Origin of the sequence: Caballeronia concitans (assembly GCF_001544615.1) — a bacterium.
Taxonomy (GTDB): Bacteria; Pseudomonadota; Gammaproteobacteria; order Burkholderiales; family Burkholderiaceae; genus Caballeronia; species Caballeronia concitans.
This window is the reverse complement of record NZ_FCNV02000002.1, coordinates 614,833-638,977: the sequence shown is the minus strand read 5'-3', so window position 1 is coordinate 638,977 and position 24,145 is coordinate 614,833. Positions and strand designations below refer to the sequence as shown.

At 64.4% G+C, this 24,145-nt stretch carries 22 protein-coding genes; 9 read left to right on the top strand and 13 right to left on the bottom strand.

From position 1 onward, the window contains the following. The first annotated feature begins 238 nt into the window (after positions 1-238). The 3 genes from AWB72_RS09035 (at position 239) to AWB72_RS29115 (ending at position 2,109) form a co-directional block, all read left to right on the top strand. Entirely contained in the window at positions 239-1,348 is a 1,110-nt protein-coding gene (locus AWB72_RS09035; RefSeq protein ID WP_040048981.1) for a helix-turn-helix domain-containing protein, read from the top strand. Positions 1,349-1,458: 110 nt separating this feature from the next. Then, positions 1,459-1,611, top strand: coding sequence for a hypothetical protein (locus tag AWB72_RS29120; RefSeq protein WP_167550943.1), 153 nt, complete (start codon positions 1,459-1,461; stop codon positions 1,609-1,611). Positions 1,612-1,869: 258 nt separating this feature from the next. Then, entirely contained in the window at positions 1,870-2,109 is a 240-nt protein-coding gene (locus AWB72_RS29115) for a hypothetical protein (RefSeq protein WP_040048982.1), read from the top strand. Here the strand turns inward: AWB72_RS29115 and AWB72_RS09025 are convergent. Then, positions 2,104-4,308, bottom strand: a complete 2,205-nt coding sequence (locus AWB72_RS09025) for a two-partner secretion domain-containing protein (RefSeq protein WP_087128012.1) — start codon at positions 4,306-4,308, stop codon at positions 2,104-2,106. The genes AWB72_RS29115 and AWB72_RS09025 overlap by 6 nt on opposite strands. Before the next feature lie 266 nt (positions 4,309-4,574). On the opposite strand from AWB72_RS09025, the gene yghU reads away from it, so the two are divergent. Further along, complete coding sequence (gene yghU, locus AWB72_RS09020) at positions 4,575-5,444, top strand: glutathione-dependent disulfide-bond oxidoreductase (protein ID WP_040050261.1); 870 nt, start codon at positions 4,575-4,577, stop codon at positions 5,442-5,444. Between the two features lie 15 nt (positions 5,445-5,459). Here yghU and AWB72_RS09015 read toward each other — a convergent pair whose 3' ends face one another. Further along, positions 5,460-6,269, bottom strand: a complete 810-nt coding sequence (locus AWB72_RS09015) for a DeoR/GlpR family DNA-binding transcription regulator (protein WP_040050260.1) — start codon at positions 6,267-6,269, stop codon at positions 5,460-5,462. 252 nt (positions 6,270-6,521) lie between these two features. Here AWB72_RS09015 and otnK point away from each other — a divergent pair, with 252 nt between their 5' ends. Together otnK and otnC are read left to right on the top strand one after the other, a co-directional pair. Next, positions 6,522-7,823: a 3-oxo-tetronate kinase gene (gene otnK / locus AWB72_RS09010; protein WP_040050259.1), complete on the top strand. Its 1,302-nt coding sequence runs from the start codon at positions 6,522-6,524 to the stop codon at positions 7,821-7,823. Further along, positions 7,820-8,479, top strand: a complete 660-nt coding sequence (gene otnC / locus AWB72_RS09005) for a 3-oxo-tetronate 4-phosphate decarboxylase (RefSeq protein ID WP_208863126.1) — start codon at positions 7,820-7,822, stop codon at positions 8,477-8,479. Before otnK ends, otnC begins: the two co-directional genes overlap by 4 nt. Here otnC and AWB72_RS09000 read toward each other — a convergent pair. The 4 genes from AWB72_RS09000 to AWB72_RS08985 form a co-directional block, all read right to left on the bottom strand. Continuing rightward, positions 8,463-9,119, bottom strand: coding sequence for a recombinase family protein (locus AWB72_RS09000; protein ID WP_052449849.1), 657 nt, complete (start codon positions 9,117-9,119; stop codon positions 8,463-8,465). The genes otnC and AWB72_RS09000 overlap by 17 nt on opposite strands. Before the next feature lie 400 nt (positions 9,120-9,519). Beyond that, the gene (locus AWB72_RS08995; RefSeq protein WP_052449848.1) at positions 9,520-9,816 is read right to left on the bottom strand and encodes a DUF6723 family protein; all 297 of its coding nucleotides are present in this window, start codon (positions 9,814-9,816) and stop codon (positions 9,520-9,522) included. A 139-nt stretch (positions 9,817-9,955) separates the two neighbouring features. After that, entirely contained in the window at positions 9,956-10,750 is a 795-nt protein-coding gene (locus tag AWB72_RS08990; protein WP_040050263.1) for an enoyl-CoA hydratase/isomerase family protein, read from the bottom strand. Between the two features lie 32 nt (positions 10,751-10,782). Beyond that, the gene (locus tag AWB72_RS08985; RefSeq protein ID WP_040050258.1) at positions 10,783-11,847 is read right to left on the bottom strand and encodes a tartrate dehydrogenase; all 1,065 of its coding nucleotides are present in this window, start codon (positions 11,845-11,847) and stop codon (positions 10,783-10,785) included. Between the two features lie 931 nt (positions 11,848-12,778). Here AWB72_RS08985 and AWB72_RS08980 point away from each other — a divergent pair. Continuing rightward, complete coding sequence (locus AWB72_RS08980) at positions 12,779-13,030, top strand: DUF2934 domain-containing protein (protein ID WP_244285565.1); 252 nt, start codon at positions 12,779-12,781, stop codon at positions 13,028-13,030. On the opposite strand, the gene AWB72_RS08975 is transcribed toward AWB72_RS08980, so the two are convergent. From AWB72_RS08975 to AWB72_RS08965, 3 genes are all read right to left on the bottom strand, one after another. Further along, a complete protein-coding gene (locus tag AWB72_RS08975; protein WP_052449906.1) occupies positions 13,027-14,235 on the bottom strand; it encodes a GGDEF domain-containing protein in 1,209 nt (402 codons plus the stop codon). The two genes, AWB72_RS08980 and AWB72_RS08975, sit on opposite strands and share 4 nt — an antisense overlap. 144 nt (positions 14,236-14,379) lie before the next feature. Further along, positions 14,380-16,086, bottom strand: a complete 1,707-nt coding sequence (locus tag AWB72_RS08970; protein ID WP_040050749.1) for a dihydroxyacetone kinase family protein — start codon at positions 16,084-16,086, stop codon at positions 14,380-14,382. 76 nt (positions 16,087-16,162) lie between these two features. Next, positions 16,163-16,870, bottom strand: coding sequence for an MgtC/SapB family protein (locus AWB72_RS08965; RefSeq protein WP_040050748.1), 708 nt, complete (start codon positions 16,868-16,870; stop codon positions 16,163-16,165). Positions 16,871-16,987: 117 nt separating this feature from the next. On the opposite strand from AWB72_RS08965, the gene AWB72_RS08960 reads away from it, so the two are divergent. Further along, positions 16,988-19,003 (top strand): protein-L-isoaspartate(D-aspartate) O-methyltransferase, encoded by a 2,016-nt coding sequence (locus AWB72_RS08960; RefSeq protein WP_040050747.1) that lies wholly within the window; start codon positions 16,988-16,990, stop codon positions 19,001-19,003. A gap of 12 nt (positions 19,004-19,015) precedes the next feature. Here AWB72_RS08960 and AWB72_RS08955 read toward each other — a convergent pair whose 3' ends face one another. From AWB72_RS08955 to AWB72_RS08945, 3 genes are all read right to left on the bottom strand, one after another. Beyond that, positions 19,016-20,077, bottom strand: a complete 1,062-nt coding sequence (locus tag AWB72_RS08955) for an SMP-30/gluconolactonase/LRE family protein (protein WP_087128039.1) — start codon at positions 20,075-20,077, stop codon at positions 19,016-19,018. 102 nt (positions 20,078-20,179) lie between these two features. Then, on the bottom strand, positions 20,180-21,205 hold the full coding sequence (locus tag AWB72_RS08950) for an SDR family oxidoreductase (protein ID WP_040050745.1): 1,026 nt from the start codon (positions 21,203-21,205) through the stop codon (positions 20,180-20,182). Positions 21,206-21,283: 78 nt separating this feature from the next. Beyond that, on the bottom strand, positions 21,284-21,697 hold the full coding sequence (locus AWB72_RS08945; protein ID WP_084592919.1) for an NUDIX domain-containing protein: 414 nt from the start codon (positions 21,695-21,697) through the stop codon (positions 21,284-21,286). 242 nt (positions 21,698-21,939) lie between these two features. Between AWB72_RS08945 and AWB72_RS08940 the strand changes: the two genes are divergently transcribed. Further along, a complete protein-coding gene (locus AWB72_RS08940; RefSeq protein WP_052449904.1) occupies positions 21,940-23,307 on the top strand; it encodes an MFS transporter in 1,368 nt (455 codons plus the stop codon). Here AWB72_RS08940 and AWB72_RS08935 read toward each other — a convergent pair. Next, a complete protein-coding gene (locus AWB72_RS08935) occupies positions 23,304-24,131 on the bottom strand; it encodes a phosphodiesterase (RefSeq protein WP_087128011.1) in 828 nt (275 codons plus the stop codon). The two genes, AWB72_RS08940 and AWB72_RS08935, sit on opposite strands and share 4 nt — an antisense overlap. Positions 24,132-24,145: the final 14 nt, after the last annotated feature.

Below are 24,145 nucleotides of genomic sequence, written 5' to 3'. Positions count from 1 at the left end.
TCCGTTTCTACCAATTTTTGCTTGCTTGCCCGTCGATGATGTCGTGGCTAGAATTACCGATTCGGTTGAAGCACGAAAGTAATTGCGACCGATGAAGGCAGTTAACAGCGCGTTAGCCGTATAAGCGTAGATTTAACTGAAGAATTGCGCAAGCGCATTGTTTCCATTTCTATCAAATTCGGCGATTGTGCTTTAGGGCGAAGCCAGCTATCGTTTGCGACCTCGAACAAGGACTTTCATGGCAACCGAAGACGATCCGATCCTCACGACCCGCGATGCCGCGGCCATTCTTGGCGTATCGGTCAAGACGGCGCAGACGTGGATCGAGCAGGGGTTGATCGAGTCGTGGAAGACGCCGGGCGGACATCGGCGGATGCGCGAAACTGCGGTCACGGAGTTGCGCGAGCGGCTCGGCAACCGGCGGCAGGCTTCGTCGCAGAGCGAGAGCGCGTTCGCGCTCGCTGTCGCGTCGGATGCGGCGTTGCCCGCCTATCTCGATGCGTTGGCCGCGGCGGGACTGCGCGGCATCGGCCAGAGCGATCCGTTCAACGCGATGCTCGACGCGGGCATCGCGATGCCGGCCGTCGTCGCCGTCGAACTGATGCGCGGCGACTGGGAGCGTCTGTCGATGTCGCGGCGCCTGCTTCAGTCGCGCGATCTGGCGCATATGCGCATGCTTGTCGTGACCGACCTGAGCAGCGCGCAACTCGAAGCGGACCTGGGCGCGTTGTCGCGTGTGACGGTGGTGCGTGCGCCCGCCGAGACGCCCGCATTGGCCGCCGCGTTGCGCGAATGTCTTGCGATTACGGCTTCCGAGGAGACGGTCGCATCGCCCTATCCGGTCGCGGCGAATGAGGCTGCGCGCTTGCAGGCGGTGGCGCGCACGGGTCTCGTCGATACGGTGAGCGAGCCGGAGTTCGATGAGATCGTGCAGTTGACGGCGGAGATATTGCGCGTGCCGATCAGTCTGATGACGCTGCTGACGCCGGATCGCCAGTGGTTCAAGGCGCGCTGGGGCCTCAATGCGCACGAGACGCCGCGGCCGTGGGCGTTTTGCAATTACACGATCACGCAGACCGATGTATTCGTGGTGGAAGATGCGGCGAGCGATGCGCGTTTCAGTGCGAATCCGCTGGTGGTCGATGAGCCGCGCATCCGGTTTTATGCAGGTGCGCCCTTGCGCGATGCGGATGGAAATGCGCTCGGCGCGTTATGCGGCATCGACCGGCAACCGCGCACGATCGATGCGACGCAGAAGCGCCGGCTTGCGAATCTCGCGGCGCTGGCGTCGGATCGGATTGTGGTGGGGGCGCGTCGCAGGGGGGAGAGGTGGGGAAGGGGTGGGTGAGGGGGCGTTTAGTCCTCTGTAGGCTATCCGCATTGATGCGCGTCGCGCCTTGCGCCTGGATCGTCGCCGCGTTGCCCGCGCTCACGAGCTGAACGTAGTCGTGGTTGTTGATGTCCCATCGCACCTCGGCCTGGTCCGGGCGGATGTTCTTCGCTGGATCGAAGTCCGGCCAGAACGTGATCGACACCGTGCCGTCGCCGTTATCGGTCAGGCTGTTGTACCACTGCTTCGCGTTGTTCGTGACGACGCGGCTGGTTGGCTGAAACTCCATCTGACCCGTTGAAGGATTGAAGACGGGGACCGTGCTGGTATCTTGCACGGGAACGGTCAGCGAGAACGTCTGCGCGCTTGCATCGATGTTCGTCACTTGGTCCTTGGGCACCGTCACGGTGACGGGATTCGCGAGCGCGTGCAGCGTTTGATCCGAGATTGCGCCGTTGTTCCAGTTCCATTCGGGGAACGTGCTGCTGTGATAGGTCGCGAGATCGCCGCCGGACAAGCCCGCCGTCCACAACGTCAGCGTGGTCGATCCCGCGTCCTCACCGTTGCCGCCGAGCGTGCCGCCCGTGTTCGTCACGTCCGATGCGCTCACGCTCGTCGCGCCATCGCCCGCGTTGGTGAGCTTGCCCGATGTGTTGTCGATGTCGCCTTGCGTGCCGATGCTCAGGCCATTGCCGCCGTACATCGACCCGCTGCGATTCACGATGCACGATGCCGCGTTCACTTGCGCGGACTTCATCGCGAGCAGCGTGCCACTATAGGAGTCTGCGGGCGTTACCCGCTGCATTCGAGAGCGCGCCCTCCGAAGTCACGGCAAGCGTGCCTGTGCCCGCGTGCTGGATCGTGCCGCTATCGTTCGTGATGCCTTGTGCATTGACGCTGAGATTCGTCGCGTTCGATGCAATCGTGCCGCCGGTGTTATCGAGCGCGCCGCCAGCGTTGATGCTTTGATCGACGGCGCCGTATTGCGTGAGCTTGCCGCCACGATTGACGAGCGCGCCGGGCGTCGATACGGCGAGCGTATCGCCTTCGATGTCGCCGCTCGTGTTGTCGATCGATGCAGCGGACACGGTCGTCGTCGCGCCCGAGAGCGTGCCGCCCGCGTTGCTCAACGCACCCGCTGTCGTTGCGTTCAGCACACCGCCTGCGACGACACTGCCCGCATGATTGTCGATGCTTTGCGCGTTGAGCGTGGCGTCGGTGGCAGCAGTGAGTTGCCCTTGATTCGACAACGTGCCAGCGGAAATGCCAAGCGCGCCGTTCGTCCCAATGGTTCCGCCCGCGCCGTTGACCAGCGCGCCCGTCGTCGTGACGTTCAGGCCATCGCCATTGAGCGAAACGATGCGCCCCGCCGTGTTATCGGCCGATGCCGCGCCAATCGACTCCCGGCCCGCCGCCTGCATCGCGCCTTGCGCATTGTTGATCGCGCCGCTCGTGCTGACATCGAGCGTCGATTGCGTCACGACTTGACCGCCCGCGTTGCTCACATTGCCCGCTGCGACCTGCATCGCGCCGCCGCTCGACAGCTTGCCGCCATCGTTCACCAGCGTGCCTGCCGCGCTGGCGTTCAGCGCGCCGCCTGCGGTCGTCGCGGCGTTGGCGAGGTTCATGTCGCCGCTGATGGCCGCGAGCGAAAGCACGCCATTGGCCGACGTATTGCTGCCCGCGAGATTGACCGACGCACCTTGAATGACGGTATTGCCGCCGCCTTCGTTACGGCCCGTCGCCGCGACCGCGCCGCTTGCGATCACGTTGAGATCGCCTTGCGTGCTGATCGAGCCGTCGCTGTTGACGCCCGCGCCGAGCGTACCCGTCGAAGCGACACTGCCCGCGTTGATCGTCGTATTGCGCTGCGCGGCGAGCACACCGCTATTGGTCAGCGTGCCGGAAGTCGCCGCGACGACATCTTGCTGTGCGTAGGTGGTGCCGCTATTGTCGATACCATCGCGCGCCGTCGCGCTGATGCTGCCGCTCGCGTTGGTCTGTCCGGCGAGCACGAGCTTGCCTTGCGATGTCAGCGTGAGATCGGCCGCTTGCGCCGCGAGCACGCCTCGGTTCGAGACCCCAACGCCGTATTCATTCGATGCCAAAAAGATGCGATTCGCATACATCCCGCCCAACTGACTCACGTCGATGGACACGGCAGGCGCAGCGCCATTGCCCGCGATGGGCGTTGCAGCCAGCGTGTTGTGATCGACCTGATTCGCACCGGCTACGACGTTTAAATTGTTGGCATAGATCGCGGCATTCACTTGAATGGCGCGTGCCAACAAGTCCACTTGATCGACATTGGTCGCATTCAGCCCCGCGCCTTGCACGGTGATATTGCCGCCCGCAACGTTGAACCCCGCGAGGCTTCCATTCGCGCCGAAGTTCGGCGTGCCGGTCGTCAAAATGGCGCGCGACGTATTGATGAACCCGCCGCCATCCACCACGATGCCCGACGGATTCGCCACGACGACTTCGGCCTTCGGCCCGGCGACTTCCAGATAGCCGCGCAACTGCGAAGGCGAATTGCTGAGAACCTGATTGACGATGATCCCCGCCGACTGCCCCGGCGCGAGATTCGGATTGCCGTTGACGTAACCCGCTTGCTGCGTCTGAACGATGGTCGGCGAGTTATTGAGAATCGCGCCTTTGCCGGGCACGTCGAATTGTGCAAAATTATTTAGAGACACACCAGCCGCAGAAGGCTTCGCGATGTTGACCTGCTGCAAGCCGTTTTGCGTCTGCAAAACCTGCGCGCCCGAGCCAGCCGAAGGCACGATCTGCGCCAGCGTCAGCGTCGATGCTGTGCCGAGCAACACCATCGCGGCACAAGCGACGGCGCGCAATACCGGAAGCGAACCAACGCCCGTGCCGCTCCCCGGTTCCGTTGCGTGCGATGTAGCGAACTCTGCTACCGCGACAACCATGCGCCGCACGCGGCAAAAAATCAGTTTGTGCAAATTCTTGTTCATTCTTTCCGGCTTCCCGACCGACCAAATCACCGGCGCGATTCTCGCCACGGTAATCAGCCGTCACAAACAGACGATTCCTAATTTGCGAGGAAGCCGCGTTTTATGACAACGGTCAAAGAAAGCTTGCGAAAGGGCGTCCGTGCCGGGTCACGGCCGCGCTGCAAGCCGCGCGAAAGCGCCGGCTCGACGAAGAGCCGTATCGGCACGATTGGCACGGACCTGCTAACCTCGACCGAATTCAGTTCACGAGCGAAGGAGCGTCGAACATGAGCGATTCGTCCGAGTACGTGTCACCGGAAGTCTGGACGTGGAACAAGGAAAACGGCGGCCGCTTCGCCAATATCAATCGGCCGATTTCCGGCTCGACGCATGACAAGGAGCTGCCGGTCGGGCGTCATCCGTTGCAGCTCTATTCGCTGGCCACGCCCAACGGCGTGAAGGTCACGGTGATGCTCGAAGAACTGCTCGCGCTTGGTCACGCGGGCGCGGAATACGATGCATGGCTCATTCGCATCGGCGAGGGCGATCAGTTCGGCAGCGGCTTCGTGCAAGTGAATCCGAACTCGAAGATTCCCGCGTTGCTGGATCGCAGCGGAGCCGAGCCGGTGCGCGTGTTCGAATCGGGCGCGATCCTGCTGTATCTCGCGGAGAAGTTCGGCGCGTTCTTGCCGACGGACCCCGCCCGGCGCGCCGAATGCCTCTCATGGCTCTTCTGGCAGATGGGCAGCGCGCCGTATCTGGGCGGCGGCTTCGGCCACTTCTATGCGTATGCGCCGACGAAGATGGAGTATCCCATCGACCGTTTCGCGATGGAAGTGAAGCGTCAGCTCGACGTGCTCGACAAGCGTCTCGCAGAGAGCGCGTACATTGCCGGCGATGCATACACCATCGCGGATATCGCCATCTGGCCGTGGTATGGCGGCCTCGTCAACGGCTGGCTCTACGACGCAGCGACGTTCCTTTCCGTCGATGAATACACGCACGTGCGCCGCTGGGCCGAGACGATCGGCGCGCGCCCCGCCGCGCAGCGCGGCCGCATGGTGAATCGCGTTTTCGGGGAACCGTCGAGCCAGTTGCATGAACGGCACGATGCTTCGGACTTCGACACGCGCACGCAGGACAAGGTGGGCGAGTGAAGGACAGACGCTGAACTACCGCACTTCCGCCAGCACCAGATCGATGCCCGATTGACGAATGCCCGTGGCCGCCGCGGGCGCGAGCGCATCGTCGGTGATGACCTGATCGAAGCGTTCCAGACTCGCCACCTTGTACAAGCCGACGGTCCCGTACTTCGAACTCGCGACGGTCAGCACGGTGCGCGAAGCGGCATCCATCGCGGCGAGCTTCACTTCGACTTTCGGCGCGGAAGGCGTGGTCACGCCGCGCCTCAAATCCCAGGAACTCGCCGATATGAACGCCACGTCCAGCACGAGCTGACGCAGCGTCGCGGCCGCGAGCGTGCCGACGCTCGACAGGTTCGCATGATCCAGTTGCCCGCCGATGTGAATCACGTTCACATGCGTCGCGCTGGCGAACTCGCGCACGATCTGAAAGTCGTTCGTCACCACCGTCATGTCGGACAGCTCGACGATATGCGGCACGAACGAAAGCATCGTCGTGCCGGCATCGACATAAATGGACATGCCCGAACGCAGCGTTTCAGCCGCCCGCCGCGCGATGGCCTGCTTCTGCGGCTGTTCGACCACCGCCTTCAGTTGATGGCTCGGCTCCGCGTTCAGATGACTCGCGATGCGCACGCCGCCCGGCACCGTGTAGACGAGGCCCGCTTCCTCCAGCGCCGCGATGTCCCGGCGCACCGTCATGTGCGAACAGTTGAACGATTCCATCAACTGATGCACCGACAGCACCTTGTCGCGGCGCAATTGCCGCAACATGGCTTCGCGCCGCTGATCGGGAATCAGCGGGACATCGGAGGCATCGGGTTTGGTTGGGGTCGACATGGAAAGACCTTCGATGCGGGCGAGGTCGCCGCCCGCGAAACAACGCGTATCTTAGCCGATGCACATGTCGATGATCACCACGGCGCCGGATGCGGTCGCGAGCACCATCAGGTTCGGCGAAACGCCCGGATGCGACAGCAGGTCGTTTGCGCGGACACGGACCTTAACCTTATTTATCATTATCGTAAATTAATTTACCATGATTTAACATCCGCACCACAAACGCCGTACAATCGAAATATGGAGGCCCACATGCAGACACCTACCCAGCGTCCCGTTCTGGGATGCATCGCTGACGATTTCACCGGCGCGACCGATCTCGCCAGCACCCTGGTGCGAGGCGGCATGCGTACGATCCAGACTATCGGCGTGCCCGTATCCGCCGAGCCGATCGATGCCGACGCGCTCGTCGTCGCGCTGAAGTCGCGCACCATCGAGGCGGCCGACGCCGTCGCGCAATCGCTCGCCGCACTCGAATGGCTGCGCGCGCAGGGCTGCCGGCAGTTCTTCTTCAAATACTGCTCGACCTTCGATTCCACCGACGCCGGCAATATCGGCCCGGTCGCGGAAGCGCTGCTCGATGCGCTTGCCACGAACGACGCCGAGAACTTCGCCATCGCCTGCCCCGCGTTTCCCGAGAACAAGCGCACGATCTATCGCGGGCATCTGTTCGTGGGCGACGCGTTGCTGAGCGAATCGGGCATGGAGAACCATCCGCTCACGCCGATGCGCGATCCCAATCTCGTGCGCGTGTTGCAGCGGCAGTCGAAATCGAAGGTCGGGCTGATCGCGAGCGAAACCGTCGCGGCGGGCGAAGCGGCCGTGCGCAACGCGATCGCGCAGCTTCGCGCGGACGGCGTGCGCCTCGCCATCGCGGATGCGCTCACCGACGCGGACCTGCGCACGCTCGGCGCGGCATGCGCGGACTTGCCGCTCATCACGGGCGGCTCCGGCGTGGCGATCGGCTTGCCGGAGAATTTCCGGCGCGCGGGGCTCATCGAATCGAACGATAAAGCCGCCGATCTCCCCGCCGTCGATGGCGCGGCGCTCGTGCTGGCGGGCAGCGCATCGAAGGCGACCAACGCGCAAGTGGCCGAATGGATCGAATCGAAGCCGGCGTATCGCGTCGATCCGCGCGCGCTGTCGCGTGGCGAGAAGGTCGTCGATGCCGCGCTCGCGTTCATCGACGGACACGCGCCGCAACCCGTGCTGATCTACGCGACGGCCACGCCCGACGAAGTGAAGGCGGTGCAGCAGGAACTCGGCGTGGCGGCGGCCGGCAAGCTGGTCGAAGATGCGCTCGCGGCCATCGCGGGCGAAGCGAAGGCGCGCGGCGTGCGGCGCTTCGTGGTGGCGGGCGGCGAGACATCCGGCGCGGTGGTGCAAGCGCTTGGCGTCGACATGCTGCAAATCGGTCCGCCGATCGATCCGGGCGTGCCCGTCACGGTGACGATCGGTGAAACGCCGCTTGCGCTCGCGCTCAAATCGGGCAACTTCGGCGCGCGTGACTTCTTCGCGAAGGCGCTGCGTTATACGGCGGGAGAACGCGCGTGAGCGAGAACATCATCGGCGCGAACAGCGATGCGAAGCTGCGCGAGGAAATCTGCACGGTCGGCGCAAGCCTCTATGCGCGCGCCTACACGGTCGGCACGGCGGGCAACATCAGCGCGCGCTGCGACGACGGCTGGCTCATCACGCCGACCGATGCGTGTCTCGGCCGGCTCGATCCCGCCGACATCGCGAAGGTCGATGCGCAAGGACGCCATGTGTCCGGCGCGCGGCCATCGAAGACGCTGGAGCTGCATCGCCAGATTTACGATGCGAACGTGGAAACGCGCGGCGTCGTGCATACGCATTCGACATCGCTCGTTGCGCTGACGCTCGCGGGCGTGTGGCGCGACGACGACGTGTTGCCGCCCATCACGCCGTACTACGTGATGAAGGTCGGCCATGTGCCGTTCATCCAATACCGCCGCCCGGGCGATCCGCAAGTCGCCGCGGAAATCGCGACGCTCGCGGACCGCGTGCGCGCGGTGCTGCTGGAACGGCTCGGGCCTGTGGTGTGGGAGCGCAGCGTGTCGCATGCGTCGTATGCGCTCGAAGAACTGGAGGAAACCGCGCGCCTCTGGCTCATGACGACGCCGCGCCCCGCTCCGCTCGATGAAGCCGCCATCGACGAATTGCGCCGGACCTTCAATGCCCGCTGGTAACGTCGTGCGATGAGTGAGCCACGAGTTCGTCGAGTTCGGGCGACGAATCGGCGGGAGTGGCGGCAAGGTGTGCATCGCGCAGACGCATGATGGTTTGCCGCGATGTGCTGAACGTGCGCGCGACTTCCGCCACCGATCCGCCCGCCTTCAGCGCCTTCAGCGCGTCTTGCTGCTGTGTCCTGGACAACGAGCTGGGGCGTCCTTGCGGCACGCCGCGCTCTCTCGCGGCGCTCACCGCTTCGCGCGCGCGAATCTGACGCGTGAAGCGTTCGAGGTCCTGTGCGAGCTGAAGCGCGCGCAAGAATGCGCGTCCCTGGCCTGCGCTGATGTCCTCGTTGCCGTAGTCGAGGCAGACGACCGACACCTTGCGCGATTCGAGTTGTTCGAGCGTGGCAATGACTTCGCCGATGGTATTGCCGAGGCCCCAGAGCTTGGTCGTGATGAACGTGTCGCCCGCGCGCAGCCGCCTGAGGGCGCGCTGAAACGCGGGGCGCGAGGCCACGGGCGTCGCGCAACTGCATTGCTCGATGAACACCGCGCTCATCTCGACGAGATAGCCTGCGGCGTCGATATCGAATAATGCACGCTCATGCGCGGGAAAACCCTCGGCTTCATCGAGGACATACACGACGATGCCCAATTTACAGCCTCCCTGATGTAATCATTAATTGGTATTCACTGATCGCGACCGCGCGTGTGCGTTTTATATGTCGCCCATGCGGGCTTGCCTGCGCGCTCTGATTCACCGCTTTATAAGAACGAATGTTCGTTCATCTAAAAGTGCGCCATTCGTTTGTATTCAGCAATTACTGCTCCCGGCTTTAACGGTGGTGTGCCGAATGCGGAAATTCATGGACAAATGCGACTGCTCACGTGGATATATCACTGTGAGCTTGAGTGATTTCTTACCTGTTACCGGAAAAACAAAGGCTGCCGCGACGATGCAGTGAATACCATCTGATACTCAGCATAGTCGACTGACAGCCTTCGAGCGTTGCGTAAAACCCTGAACCGTCGCAAAGCGCAGTGCGCGCAAACCCTCAAAGCTCGGGCCGCACGAGATCCGCTCTCACGACTTCGTCGCCGCGCCGCTGTGCCGCTTCTATTGCGGCAGCCTTGGTGGGAAAAGGACCGATCGTATCGACGCCATCGAACGGGAAGAGAAGCCGTCCATCTGTTTTCCTGACGACCTTCAGCGTGCCGTAATAGCCGCTTGCGCTGCTGCCGCGATAAGAAGCGTAGATATGGAAATCGTCCTCTGTTGCGCCGGGCGCGGCCGGGACGCTTCGTGTGGGGAACAGTACGAGTTTAGGGCGCCTTCCACTGATGTGCGTCATGCAATCCCTCCGATCAAACGTGTGCGTACGAACCGGTATTGTGCGCGGCGAGCCACGTTCCAGAACTGTACGTAACGCGGGATTTACGAACACAAGATCGACGCGCTGTCCCGCGATGGGAGGAGCGCGTCGCCGTGCTTCAGGCGCCCGTCCAGACCGGCGGGCGTTTCTCGGTGAAGGCCGCGACGCCTTCGTGGAAGTCGTGGCTGCCGTAGCATTGACGCACGAGGTCATCGCCTTCGAGCGGCAGCGCGGCGAGCATGCGCGACATGGACTGCTTGCTCACGCGCATGGTGATGGGCGCATTGCGCGAGAGCCGGTCGACGAGCGCGGCCGCGCGTGCATCGAGCTGATCCGGCTCGACGCTTTCGATGACGAAGCCCGCCGCGATGGCATCGTCCACGTTGAGCATGTCGCCGAGCACGAGCATGCGCTTCGCGCGGCCGATGCCGAACTCCGCGACGATCCGCGCCGTATTGCTGATCGCGAGGCAGTTGCCGAGCGTGCGCGCGATCGGCACGCCGAACTTCGCCTGCGGTGTCGCGATACGCAGATCGCAGCACGCGGCAATCGCGAGGCCGCCGCCGACGCACCATCCATCGACGATGGCGAGCGTGGGCATCGGCAGGGCGTCCACTTTGGATAGCACGCGTTCGATGCGACGCTCGTAGTTCACGCCATCCTCTGCGCTCTTGAACGCGGTGAACTGCTGAATGTCCGTGCCCGCGACGAAGGCCTTGCCGCCCGCGCCGCGAAACGTCGCCACGCGCACGTCGCGCTCGTTCGCGAGCCGCTCGCAAATGGCTTCGAGCTGTTCGTACATGTGCCACGTCATCGCGTTATGCGCGTCGGCACGATCGAACACGATATGCGCCGCCGCGCCTTCCATCGTCAAACGCACTTCGCCTTGCTTGTTCTTGTCGTCGTCATTCATGCGCCATGTCTCCTTCATGTGGTATTAGCCGTTCAGCCGATGCGCGCCGCCACCGCTTCGCCCACTTCGGCCGTGCTTGCCTTGCCGCCGAGATCGCCGGTATGCGGGCCTTCCTTCAGCACGGCGGTGATCGCATCGAGCATGGCGTCGTGGGCTTCGCGTTCGCCGAGGAAGTCGAGCATCATCGCGGCGGACCAGATCATCGCGATGGGGTTTGCAATGCCTTTGCCTGCGATGTCCGGCGCGGAGCCGTGCACCGGTTCGAAGAGCGACGGGAACGTGCGCTCGGGATTCATGTTGGCCGAAGGCGCGATGCCGATGGTGCCCGTGCATGCCGGTCCGAGATCGGAGAGGATATCGCCGAACAGGTTCGTCGCGACGACGACATCGAAGCGGTCCGGGCTCAGCACGAAGCGCGCGCTCAAAATGTCGATGTGCTGCTTGTCCCAACTGACGTCGGGGAACTGCTCGGCCATTTCGGCGGCGCGTGCGTCCCACCAGGGCATGCTGATCGAGATGCCGTTGCTCTTTGTCGCGACGGTGAGCTTCTTCTTGCGTTGCTGCGCGAGGTCGAATGCGAACTTGAGCACGCGTTCGGCGCCCTTGCGCGTGAAGATGGATGTTTGCGACACGAATTCGCGTTCGGTGCCTTCGAACATGACGCCGCCGACGGATGAATATTCGCCTTCGGTGTTTTCACGCACGATCATGAAGTCGATGTCGCCGGCCTTGCGATTCGCGAGCGGCGAAGGCACGCCATCGAAGAGACGCGCGGGACGCAGGTTGATGTACTGCTCGAATTCGCGGCGGAACTTGAGCAGCGACCCCCAGAGCGAGATGTGATCGGGCACTTTGGCGGGCCAGCCGACTGCGCCGAAGAGAATGGCGTCGCACTGTTCGAGGCGGCTTTTCCAGTCGTCGGGCATCATCTGGCCGTGCGCCAGATAGTAGTCGCAGCTTGCCCATTCGATGTGGTCGTATTCGAGCGCGATGTTGAAGCGCTTTGCGGCGGCGTCGAGTGCGCGCAGGCCTTCAGGCATGACTTCTACGCCGATGCCGTCGCCTGGGATCACCGCGATGCGGTAGGGTTTCGTCATTGGGGGACTTCTCCTTTGGACAGGACGCGGGTCATTCTATAGGTTTGGTTTGGCCCTCGCCGGGCCTGGGCTGTCTTTATCTGACTTTCTTTCGGTGCTTATTTTTCGCGTCGGTCTATTTGCGTTGCCCCTCCCCGGGGCGGGGGTTACTTTCTTTGCTGCTGCAAAGAAAGTAACCAAAGAAAGCAGCTTTTCTGGCCCGAAGCACTGACTCCCTGTCCACTCCGTAGACCCACGCTGGCACTCAGCTTGACACAGCCCTGAATCACCTTCCGCGCCCGCCGAGCGCCACCCCATGCGAGCCCCCGGGCTCGACAAAACCATCAGCTCACAACCCACCTCGCTTTAACTCAGACTACGGCGAAACCTACTCGGCAACACCATCGCGCACGCGAGCTTCGCCTTCAGCATAATTTCAAACGCGCGGCTCGCGGCTCATAGTTGGCTACTTGAGATTCAAGGTTTGAGGTTTGGGCTTTGTGGTTGCCGAGTGTGAATGTGTATTTGAAAGGTGAGCGGTGGTGACAGAGGGTGTTGTCGAGCCCGGGGGCTCGCATGGCGTGGCGCTCAGCGGGCGCGGAAGGTGATTCAGGGCTGTGTCAAGCTGAGTGCCAACGTGGTTCTACGGAGTGCACCGTCGAAAAACGAAGTGCGGGCGAAAAAGCTGCTTTCTTTGGTTACTTTCTTTGCAGCAGCAAAGAAAGTGACCCCCGCCCCGGGGAGGGGCAACGCAAATAGACCGACGCGAAAACTAAGCACACCCCCACCGGCAAGGCAAAAAAAACCCCACTGCCATTACCAAAGTACAAAGACCCGCGAATCAACCGAGCGGACAAAAAGAGCAAGCGAAGCGCGCGCAATATGTGGCATGAGGAATGCACCTGTGGCCGCAGGCGAGAAGCCACATTTGAACCCCAAAGGATCGACGAGAATGCCAGACACCCCCAGCAAGCCCGACACCTCGGCGGAAGTCCCGATGGAGGGCGAACTGCTCGAGCAACGCATTCGCACGCTCGCGTATTACATGTGGGAAGCCGACGGCAGACAGCCGGATCGCGCAGACGAGTATTACCATCGCGCGCGCAAGCAATTGCTCGCCGAATATGGCCAGACAGATTCAGCCGACACTGCGCTCGACGAACGATCGGACGGATCGAAGCGAAAGAAAAGGCGCGCGCCCTAGCGATGCGTTTCCTCGACACACGCATCATGCGTCGCGACGCAATCGCCACGCTCACGCGATGCACATTCGAGCCGGTTGCCGCCAAGCGACTTCGCGCGATACAGCGCCTCATCCGCCGATGCCAGCAGTAGCGCGAGCGTAGGCGCGTCGCGGTCCGACACCGCGAGCCCGATGCTCACCGTCGCGCGAATCGCGACCGCATCGGCGCCATGCGCGGTTACTCCGGCAAAACGACGAACGATGGATTCCCCCGCCGTCCGCGCGCGAATGCCGTCATGATCGGCAAGCACCGCCGCGAACTCTTCCCCGCCGATGCGCGCAAGAACAGCATGCGGCCCGAGCACGTTTCGCGCGATCGCGGAGAATGACTTGAGCACGTCGTCGCCGGCCTGATGCCCGTACCGGTCGTTGATGGTCTTGAACTGATCGAGATCGATGGCAAGCACCGCCACACACCGCGACGCCCCCCGCTCAGTAACGATCCGCGCGCCTTCCTCGAAAAACCATCGGCGGTTGCCGACGCCCGTCAGATAATCCGTATTCGATTCACGCACGAGCTGGCCATGCGCTTCGTCGCGCACGAGCCGAAGCAGCGTCATCGGCAAGACGACCGAATAAAGCACGCCCTCATACATCGTGATCTTGCCGACGACAATGAGCACGCCTTGCCCGAACCACGTGACCATCCACGGCAGAACGAACGCGCGTGCCGCATAGAACAACGCATGACCGCCCGAGACGATCGCGGCAATGCGCCTCGACTGCTGGCCCGCGCTGCCGTCGTTACGCAGCAGTTCGCGCGACGTCATCCCGCACGCGATCGCTATCGGCACCGCGCTCGCATACGCCCAGATCAGATCGAGCCAGCGCGCGCCGCCGAGCGCCCACGTCGTCGCGAGCGCCACGAGAATGCCGATCGACGCACGGCGATGCTGTCGTCCGTTCAGCGCTGCGACGCCATGCAGCATCAGCAGATAGCCGCCGACGATGACGAGATTGCTCAACGCCGAGCCCCACGCGCCGGGCAGGTCGCGGCGCATGGCCGCTGCCGCGCAGCCGAGCGCGAGCGTCGCGTAGCCCGCCGCCAGAATTTTTAGTTGACGGCTTCGCCCGGGATGCGACCGATGCTCCCAAAGCGTCATCCCGGAGCTGGCGAGAAGCGTTCCGATCGCAAGTAAATAAAGAGTAAGAAGATCGACGCGCACTCGCTTGCCTTGTTCATTTTCGATGAGGTCTTCGCATGGGCGAGTTAACGGCGGATTCGCGCATGTCTTGAGGCAAACGCGGTAGGGAATACGCGCCGGCTGTCGCCATCCAGCGCCGGCGCGTACTTTTTACTGCGCCGCGCATCAGCCGCGCAGATGCGGTGTCAGCGCAGCAAGCCAGCACGCCACCGCGACCGCGCCGCCATCCGGAATGCCGACAGCCCGCGCGCCGAGATAGCTCGCGCGTCCGGCGCGCGGCGTCATGTTCGCCGTCTCCTGCGCGCCTTCCTGCGCGGCGGCGACGGCCAGGCTCCAGGCGTCATCGACGGAACGGCCCCCGCTCACCGCTTCCTCGAACGCGGATGCGGCGGGCAGCAACGCATCGAGCATCGTGCGATCGCCGGCGTTCGCGCCGCCCAACTCACTGATAGCCTGCACCGCATGCGTGAAGGCGGCGGCCCAATCTTTCGCCGAAGGATGGTCGATGCCCGCGAGATGACGCGATGCGCGCATCAGCGCCGTCGCATAGAACGGCCCGGAACTGCCCGCGATCGCCCGGCGCAACGCGGTCCCGAGCGCGGCGAGCGCTTCGGCGGGCGTCGAGAGCGCGGCATCCGGCACGTCGCGGATAGCGTGTGCCGCGCGTGTCATGCTGATGCCGAGATCACCGTCGCCCGCTTGCGTGTCGAGATCGGTAAGCTGCGATTCGCTCGCGATCAGCGCATCCGCGACGCCGTTCAGCGCGGGCCTGATCCGTCGCGCCCAATCATGCGCGGACTCGCTTTCAACACGCACGCTCCCTTGCGCCTGCGGCATCGGCGCATCGATCCGGATGGCGGCGTTCACCGCGCCGCCGCCGGGCCACGCGCGGGCATCGGTCGGTGCATCGAGCAGATCGAGCGTGGCGTCATCCACGCGCAACAGCGAGATGGAACAGCCGGGCATGTCGAGCGCCGAAAGCAGCGTGCCGGACCACGCGCGCTCCACGCGAATGCCGCGTTGCGCGAGGTTCTCGAAGGCCGCGCGCATGACGATGTCGAGTTCCATCTGCGGCGTCGCGCCGAGGCCGTTCACGAGCAGCGCCACGCGTTCGCCATGCTTGAGCGCGGAATCGTCGACGATGTTTTCGATCAGCACGTCCGTCAGCGCATCGGCGGCGAGCGGCGCGGTGCGCTCGACGCCCTTCTCGCCGTGAATGCCTAGGCCCAGCTCGATTTCATCGTCGGCGAGCGTGAAGCCGGAACGCTCCGCGCCGGGCAGCGTGCAGCCGTCGAGCGCCACGCCCATCGTGCCGAGATTCGCCGCCGCGTGCCGCGCGATGCGCGCGACGTCATCGAGCGCCATGCCGCGCGCCGACGCCGCGCCCGTGATCTTGTGCACGAGCACCGTTCCCGCGATGCCGCGCCGCTGGCTGCGATCCGCGTGTTTGCGCAACGCGACGTCGTCGGCCACGATGACCACTTCCACCGGAATGCCTTCCGCGCGCGCGAGTTCGGCGGCAAGCCCGAAGTTGAGGCGATCGCCCGTGTAGTTCTTCACGATGAGCACGGCCCCGCGCGGGCCGGCCGTCGCGCGGATCGCGGCAAGCACGGCATCGGTCGACGGCGACGTGAACACTTCGCCGCACACGGCCGCGGCGAGCATGCCCGGGCCGACATATCCGCCGTGCGCCGGTTCGTGGCCGCTGCCGCCGCCCGAGATGATCGCGACGGGCCGGTCGGCGGCTTCGCTCTGCGGGCGCGAAACGAGCACGTTCTCATCGCCGAGAATGGCGACGTGCGGCGCTTGCCTGGCCATGCCTTCGAGCATGTCGCGCACGACGCGCGCGGGCGTGTTGATGAGCTTCTTCATGCGTGGTCTCCTTCGAAGCGATGAAAGGCGGGCGGCTAGAAGCGTAATGCATTTCATCGCATGGAGATGCGCGCCGTCATCGCGTGATCGACCACTCCACCGTTTCCACGCCCGCCGCCGACGCCGCTTCGACGAAAGGCGGCACGTCCAGCGATTTCGGCGCGGCGCGCCATTTCACCTTGAACCGCTCTTCCACGCGATTCCCGTTCGCCCCCGCCGATCCCGCGATCGTCGTGAGGCTGCAGCCGTACGCGCGCATCGACTCGACGAGCGTTTCCATCGAGAACGGCCCGCGCTCGTAGACGATCTTCAGTTCGGCCTGCTTGTCCCGCGGAATCCGCATTTCGACGGCTTTCATGAACCACAGCACGACGATGCCGAGCACGAGCCCGATGCCGCCGAGCGCCAGTTGCCCGCCGCCGAAGCACAGGCCGACGACCGTGACGAACCACAGCGTCGCGGCCGTCGTCACGCCGAGCACGAGGCCGTCCTTGCGCAGAATCGCGCCCGCGCCGATGAACCCGACGCCCGACAGAATGCCGAGCGGCAGACGCATGAGATCGAGCTGGATCATCGACTGCGCGGTCTTGCCCGACTGCGCAAGAAGTGCATTGACTTGCAGCATCGCGAGGCACGCGGCCAGGCAGACGAGCAGCGTCGTCCGCAAGCCGGCGACCTTGCCGGACTCGCCCCGGTTCAATCCGATCAGCACGCCCGCCACGACGGCAAGCACGATGCGGATGCACACATCCGGCCATTCGAGGATGAGCGGCATCGGCGACATAAAGGCTTTCTCCACGGCTTACACGATGAATGTCGAGCAAACGTCGAACCTGGGTCCGTCGCTTGCTGGCCCAAGAAAAGGACGGCGAGAACGGCAGAAGTTTCAAAAGGAGCGGCGATGGACCGGTTCGAGAATGCGCGCAGCAGAATGATCGAGCGCCAGTTGAAAGGCCGGGGCATCACGAACGCCCGCGTGCTCGACTGCATGGCGAAGGTGCCGCGCCATGCGTTCGTGGATTCCGCGCTCGCCGAATTCGCCTACGACGACAACCCGCTGCCGATCGCCGCGAATCAGACCATCTCGCAGCCGTACATCGTCGCGCTCATGCTCGAAGCCGCCGACGTGCAGCCGGGCGACCGCGTGCTGGATATCGGCACCGGCTCGGGCTATGCAGCGGCGGTGATGGCGTGCATCGGCGCGCGCGTGGAATCGGTGGAGCGTCACCGAGAGTTGGCCGATGCCGCCCGCGCCACGCTCGATGGGCAGGGCATCGAGAACGTCGCCGTCCATCATGCGGACGGCACCGAGGGCCTGCCGCAGCACGCGCCGTTCGATGCGATCCTCGCCGCCGCAGGCGGTCCATATGTGCCTTCGGCGTGGCGCGAGCAACTGAAGATAGGCGGGCGGCTCGTGATGCCCGTCGGCGATGCGCGCGAAGCCCAGCGCCTCGTCAAGTTCGTGCGCATCGGGGAACACGATTTCGAGCAGGAAGACTTGGGGCCGGTGATGTTCGTGCCGTTGATCGGCGCGGCGGGCTGGGCAGAGGAACCGGATATCCGGCCCACCGCGCCATCGATGCCGCATGCCGAGGCGAACGCAGCGTCCCGTTCCCTGCCCGACCGGATTCGCGCGTCCGCCGTGCGTCTGCCCGCGCCCGGCGCGCCGGATTTCGCGCACGCATTCGACCGCTTCGCGAAGAAGCGCGTCGTGCTCCTCGGCGAAGCGAGCCACGGCACCGCCGAGTTCTACGAGGCGCGCGCGGCCATCACGCGGCGGCTCATCGAGGAACACGGGTTCCGCTTCGTCGCGGTGGAAGCGGACTGGCCGGACGCCGCGATCATCGACGAACACGTACGGCACCGGCCCCGCGCCCGCCCCGATGCGCGGCCGTTTCAGCGTTTTCCGCAATGGATGTGGCGCAATGCCGAATTCGGCGCGTTCGTCGCGTGGATGCGCGCACACAACGCCGCGCTGCCCGACGAACGCCGCGCCGCGTTTTACGGCCTCGATCTCTACAGCCTGTCGGAATCCATCGCCGCCGTGCTCGCGTATCTGGACGAGCAGGACCCGGACGCCGCGCGCATCGCCCGCGAGCGATACGGCTGTCTCACGCCGTGGCAAAAGAACCCGGCGGTGTACGGTCGCGCCGCGTGGCAGGCAGGCTTCGGCAAGTGCGAGAAGGCCGTGATCGCTCAGTTGCGCGATCTGCTCGACAAGCGCCTCGCCTCGCCCGCCGCCGATCCCGGCCTCTTCGACGCGACGCACAACGCGCGGCTCGTGGCCTCGGCGGAGCAGTACTATCGCGCGATGTATGGCGGCTCGGCGGAAAGCTGGAATCTGCGCGACACGCATATGTTCGACACGCTCACGAGCCTGCTCGATGCCTGGGGACCGGATGCGCGCGCCGTCGTGTGGGCGCACAACTCGCATCTCGGCGATGCCTCCGCGACGGAAATGGGCCGCGTGCGCGACGAGCTGAACGTCGGCCAGCTCTGCCGCGAACGCTTCGGCGACGACGCCGCGCTGATCGGCTTCGGCACGCACACGGGCACGGTCGCGGCGGCCAGCGACTGGGACGCGCCGATGCAGGTGATGAACGTGCGGCCATCGCGCGCGGACAGCTACGAGCAGCAGTTCCATCTCGCGGGCGTGAACCGGTGCATGGTCGATCTGCGTCCCGGCGTCGACGATGCATTGCGCCACGCGCTCGCCGAAGAGCGGCTCGAGCGCTTCATCGGCGTGATCTATCGGCCGGACACGGAGCTGTACAGCCACTACGCGCAGGCCGAACTGTCCGCCCAGTTCGACGCCTTCGTGTGGCTCGACACGACGCGCGCCGTCAAGGCGATGCCCGCGTCGCGAGATTCAGCAGAGTCGCCGGAAACGCCCGAGACGTTTCCGTTCGGCCTGTAGCTGCGCGAATCGTTATCGGCGGCGGATGGCGTAGAGCGATGTCGGCAGCGCGATGGGATCGTCGGGCTTGAACCAGCTCATGTCCGGAATGCGCGAATCGGTCACATACACGGTGCCGTCCGGCCCTTGCGTGAACGTGTCGGGCCAGCGCAGTTGCGGATCGCGCAGCAGCGTGAAGTAGCGGTCGCCGTCGCGCACGCGCACCGCGTGATGCTCCACCGACGACACATACAGCCTGCCGCGCTCGTCGAAGAGAAGCCCATCGGCGGGACCGTCTATGCCAACCGTCTCCACCCGCGCCGATACTTGCTGCGCGCTCAGTTGCGCGTTCTGCAGCGCATCGGTCGGAATGCGATACAGCGTCTTGCCCTTCACCGCCTGCCAGTACAGATAGCGTCCGTCGGGCGTCAGCGCGATGCCGTCCGCCGAGAAATTCACGCCGCGCCCGTCGGTCTGACGCAGCGGCTTCCCATCGACTTTCACGGTGACGGTCTTGTCCGCCTGCGTGCTCGGATCGCCGTCCAGCACGCGCCGCGCGACGCCCGTGGTTCTGTCGATCACGACGAGCGCGCCGCGCGCGCCGGAATCGGTCATATAGATGAAGCGGCCGTCCGGACTCAGGCGCAGATCGTTCAGATAGCTGCCTTGCGGCGCGACGCTTTCGTCGAACGCCATCACATGCGCGACACGGTTCGTCGCGAGATCGATCTGCACGAGCTTCGGCGCGCCGGGCACGACGAGCGACTGCGCGGGCGCGCCCGGATCGAGCACCCAGAGATTGCCCTGCTTGTCCGCGACGACGGATTGCACGCACACGAAGTGATCCGCCGGCGACAGTTCATCGCGGCGCGCGTTGCGCCACGCGTTCCAGTCGGCATCGGGATACGGGCGCACGTCGCCGTTCGCACCGAGTTCGGCGACGGAGATTGGCGCGTCCTCGGTCCAGCGCGGGAAGTTGACGAAGGTGCGGCCATCGGGCGATACCGTCACGCCCGTGACCTGATGCTCGAAACGCGCGACGAGTTGCAGCTTCGCATTGCCTCGATGCGCGTAGGCGGTTGCATCGTCAGGCATGTTCTGGGCGAAGCCCGTTTGCGTCAGCAAGGCGAGCGTGACGGCGGCAAGACAGCGGTTCATTCTGTGCATGATGGATTCCTGATCGATATGGCGAAGGTTTCAGGCCGCGTCGCGCACGAGCCGCACGTAATGCCGCGCGGCCATCACGAGCATCACGGCCGCCACGCCCGTCAACGCGGCGCGTGCGCCCGCGGGCTGGAGGCGCGCGCCGGTATAGAGACTCGTCTCGCGCACCGGACCGTTGCGGCCCGAACGCTCCCGCAGCGTGCCGGAGCCTTCGTAGAGCGCATCGCCGCTTTGTCGCGGCTCCTTCTTCAGTTGAATCCTGATGCCGATCTTGCTGGCGATCGCATCGTAAAGACGCGGCGCACGTTGCCCGAAGCCGGACATCGCACGCGATGCACCGCCCACGTAGATATCGCGTTCGGAATGCGTGGCTGCATGAAGGATCGCCTTCGCGACGACATCGGGCGCATACACCGGCTGCGGCAGCTTCGGCTCCTGATCGAGATAGTTCTTCGCATGCTCGACGAACATCGTGTCGATGCCCGCAGGCTTGATCAGCGTCACCGAAACGGGCGCGCCTTCGTCCTTCAGTTCGAGACGCAGCGAATCGGTGAAGCCCTTCACCGCATGCTTCGACGCGACATACGGACCTTGCAGCGGCACGGCCACATCCGACAATTCGCTGCCCAGATTGATGAGCGCGCCGCCGCGTTCGCGCAGATGCTTCGCGGCAATGCGCGATCCGTTCACGACGCCCCAATAGTTGGTATCGAAGAGCTTGCGCTGGTCTTCCAGCGATACATCGACGATGCGTCCGTACACCGAGACGCCCGCGTTGTTGATCCACGTATCGAAGCCGCCGAAGCGCTGGATGGTGGCGTCGGCTACGGCCTGTAGCTGGCTTTCGTCGCCGACATCCGCCACCGTGTAGCCGACATCCGGGCCGCCCTCTTTCGTCAGTTCTTCCGCGAGCGATGAAAGCGCGCCTTCGTCACGCGACACGAGCATGAGCCGCGCGCCCGCTTTCGCGGCAAGGCGCGCGGTGGCGAGTCCGATGCCGCTCGTCGCGCCGGTCAGCACGATGGTCTGTTCACGCAGAGGCTTCAATTTGATGCGCATGGCGGTTCCGATGTAAGGGGAATGAGGGATGAGCCATGCTTCAGCATCCATCGTTCCTCTTCGCCGGTTCTCCGCGCGTCAGACGAGCGCGTCGATCGCGGCCCAGTCGATTGCGACGTCTTCCGCGCGACCCGCCGGCGTGCGCGCCAGCGCGACGATCTCCCGCGTCGGCACGCTCGTTGCCAGCGTCGCAATGTGCGCGGCCTTGAACCACTCGCATCGCGCGATCTCGTTGCGCGGCTCCGGCTTCGCGTCACGCGCGAGGTTCACGCTGAACACGTGATGATGTTTGTTGATGCCGCCGAACAGGAACAGGTACTTCAATTCGCTTACGACGAGACCTGTCTCTTCCTCGAGTTCGCGGCGCGCCGCTTCCTCGGGCGTCTCCTTTCTGCGGATGGTTCCGCCGGGCAATGCCCAGCGCGAACGCCTGCGCGTGACGAGCAGGATCTTCTCGTCGCGGGTGCAAATAATGGTGGCCCTTTCTCTCATCGTCTTATGGAAACGGTTGGCGCGACTCACTGATGCGGCGCCTATCATCGAAATGACATCGTGCGGCGGCACACTCGCGCTGCCGCGAACCTTCCCTTCCCGACTGCCTTAGCCAACGCCATGCCGCGTCGCGATCGCGGAGGAAGGGAAGGCGCGAAGCATTGCACATCCGCGCATCTCCTTTGCAACGATGTGCAAAAGCCACTATAAAAAACGATGCGCCCATGCGCGGGAGAATTCGAATGAGCTTCGATCAACTCGATTCGCAACAGGTCCGGCGATTCCAGCGCAAGGTCACCTTGCTCTCGGCCGGCGGCACCTTTCTCGACGGCTTCGACCTGACCATCGTCGCGGTCGCGCTGCCTTCGGTCATCAAGCAATGGCAGCTCGGCGCGGGGACGCAAAGCCTCGTGGTGTCGTCGGCGATCATCGGTTCGTTCGTCGGCGCCGTGTGGCTCGGGCGGCTCACCGACCGCTTCGGCCGCAAGGCCATGTACGCCATCGACCTGCTCGCGTTCGTGCTGTTCGCGCTCCTGACCGCCGTGTCGCAGAACGCGTGGCAGCTCATCGCCTTTCGCTTTCTGCTGGGCGTGGGCATCGGCGCGGACTATCCGATCTCGGCCACGCTCGTCGCCGAATTCAGTTCGCGCCACAAGCGCGGGCAGCACGGCACCTTTCTCGCGGCGATGTGGTTCGTGGGCGCGGTGGCCGCGTATGTCGTCGGACTCGCGTGCCTGCCGCTGGGCGAGAACGCATGGCGCTACATGCTGGGCGTCGGCGCGGTGTTCGCGCTCGTCGTGTTCGTGTTTCGCATGACGCTGCCCGAATCGCCGCGCTGGCTGCAATCGAAGGGACGACACGACGAAGCCGAAGCGGTCATGCTCGCGGTGACGGGCGAACGCATCTCGATGGGACGCGACGTGCAAGCGAAAGGCAGTCTCGCCGAACTCTTCTCGAAGCCGATGCTTCGCCGCACGCTCTTCGTGCTCGGCTTCTGGTTCTGCTACGCGACGGCCTACTACGGCATTTCGATGTACGCACCCACCATCATCTCGCCGTTCTCGCACGGCTCGCGCGTGCTGACCATCGTAGGTTCGGGACTCATCGCGATTCTCGGCATGATCGGTGCGATCATCGGCATGAATCTGGTCGATCGATGGGGACGCCGCCCCTTGCTCATCACGTCGTTCGCGGGACTTTCGGCGGCGCTGCTCGTGCTCGCGCTGAACGCTAAACCCACGTTCGCGTTCCTCATCGTGCTGTTCAGTTGCGCCGTGCTGTTCGCCAATTCGGGCGGCGGCATCCTCAACTTCGTCTATCCGACCGAACTGTTCCCGACGAACGTGCGCGCGGGCGCATCGGGGCTGGCGACGTCCGTGAGCCGCATCGGTTCGATCATGGGCGTGCTCGTGTTCCCGAACTTCGTCGCGTGGTGGGGCGCGAGCGCGGCGCTGTGGTTCTTCTTCGGCATCGCGCTCGCGGGCCTGCTCATCTCCGTGTGGCTCGCGCCCGAGACGCGCAACATGAGCCTCGAAGAGTTGAACGCGCTCGAAAGCGGACGCGATGCGAACGCCGCGCGTGGCGCGGCGGTTCAACATCGGCCGGTCTAGTCGATGAGCGCGTGGTCGTCGTCGTAAAACGGATACGTGCCGCCGTGATCGCCGATGTACGCCGTATGCGTCACGACGCCTTCGCCTTCCACGTGGCGATGCAGCAGGAACGCGGGCGGCTCCATCACGAAGCGCGATGGACCGTTCGCCCGCAAGTCGAGCGCGACCTGATGCGCGGGCGCGGGACACACGCTCGCAATCGTGCCCGCGAAGCGCGTCTGAATTGCGCGATGCACATGGCCGCACAGCACGCGCTCGATCTCCGGATGCTTCACAACGATGCCCGCCAGCTTCGCGGCGTCATCGGGCGCGAGACGTTGCGCATCCATATGCTCGATGCCGCATGCGAACGGCGGATGATGCATCGCGAGCAGCGTGGGACGCGCATCGCCATCAGCAAGCGTGCGCGCGATCCAGTCGAGACGTTCGGCGCACAGGCGGCCTCCACCGTGCGGCGGGTCCTGCGTATCCGCGACCACCACGCGCAGCGCGCCCAGATCCAACGCATATTGCACGAAGCGCGGATGCTCCCGCAGATACGTGTGATCGGCGAACACCTCGCGCAGCGCGTCGCGGCCATCGTGATTGCCGACGCATAGGTAATACGGAAGTTCGAGCGGCGCGAGCAGGCTTTGCAGATACGCGTATTCCTCGGCATCGCCGAAATCGACGAGATCGCCCGTGATGAGCACGGCATCCGGTCGCGGATCGAGCGCATTCAACTGCGCGATGCATCGCGTGAGATACGCCGCCGTATCCACGCGGCCATAGGCGAGCTTGCCGGGGCGTTTGATGTGAAGATCGCTGATCTGTGCAATGAGCATGATGTTTCCTTGAA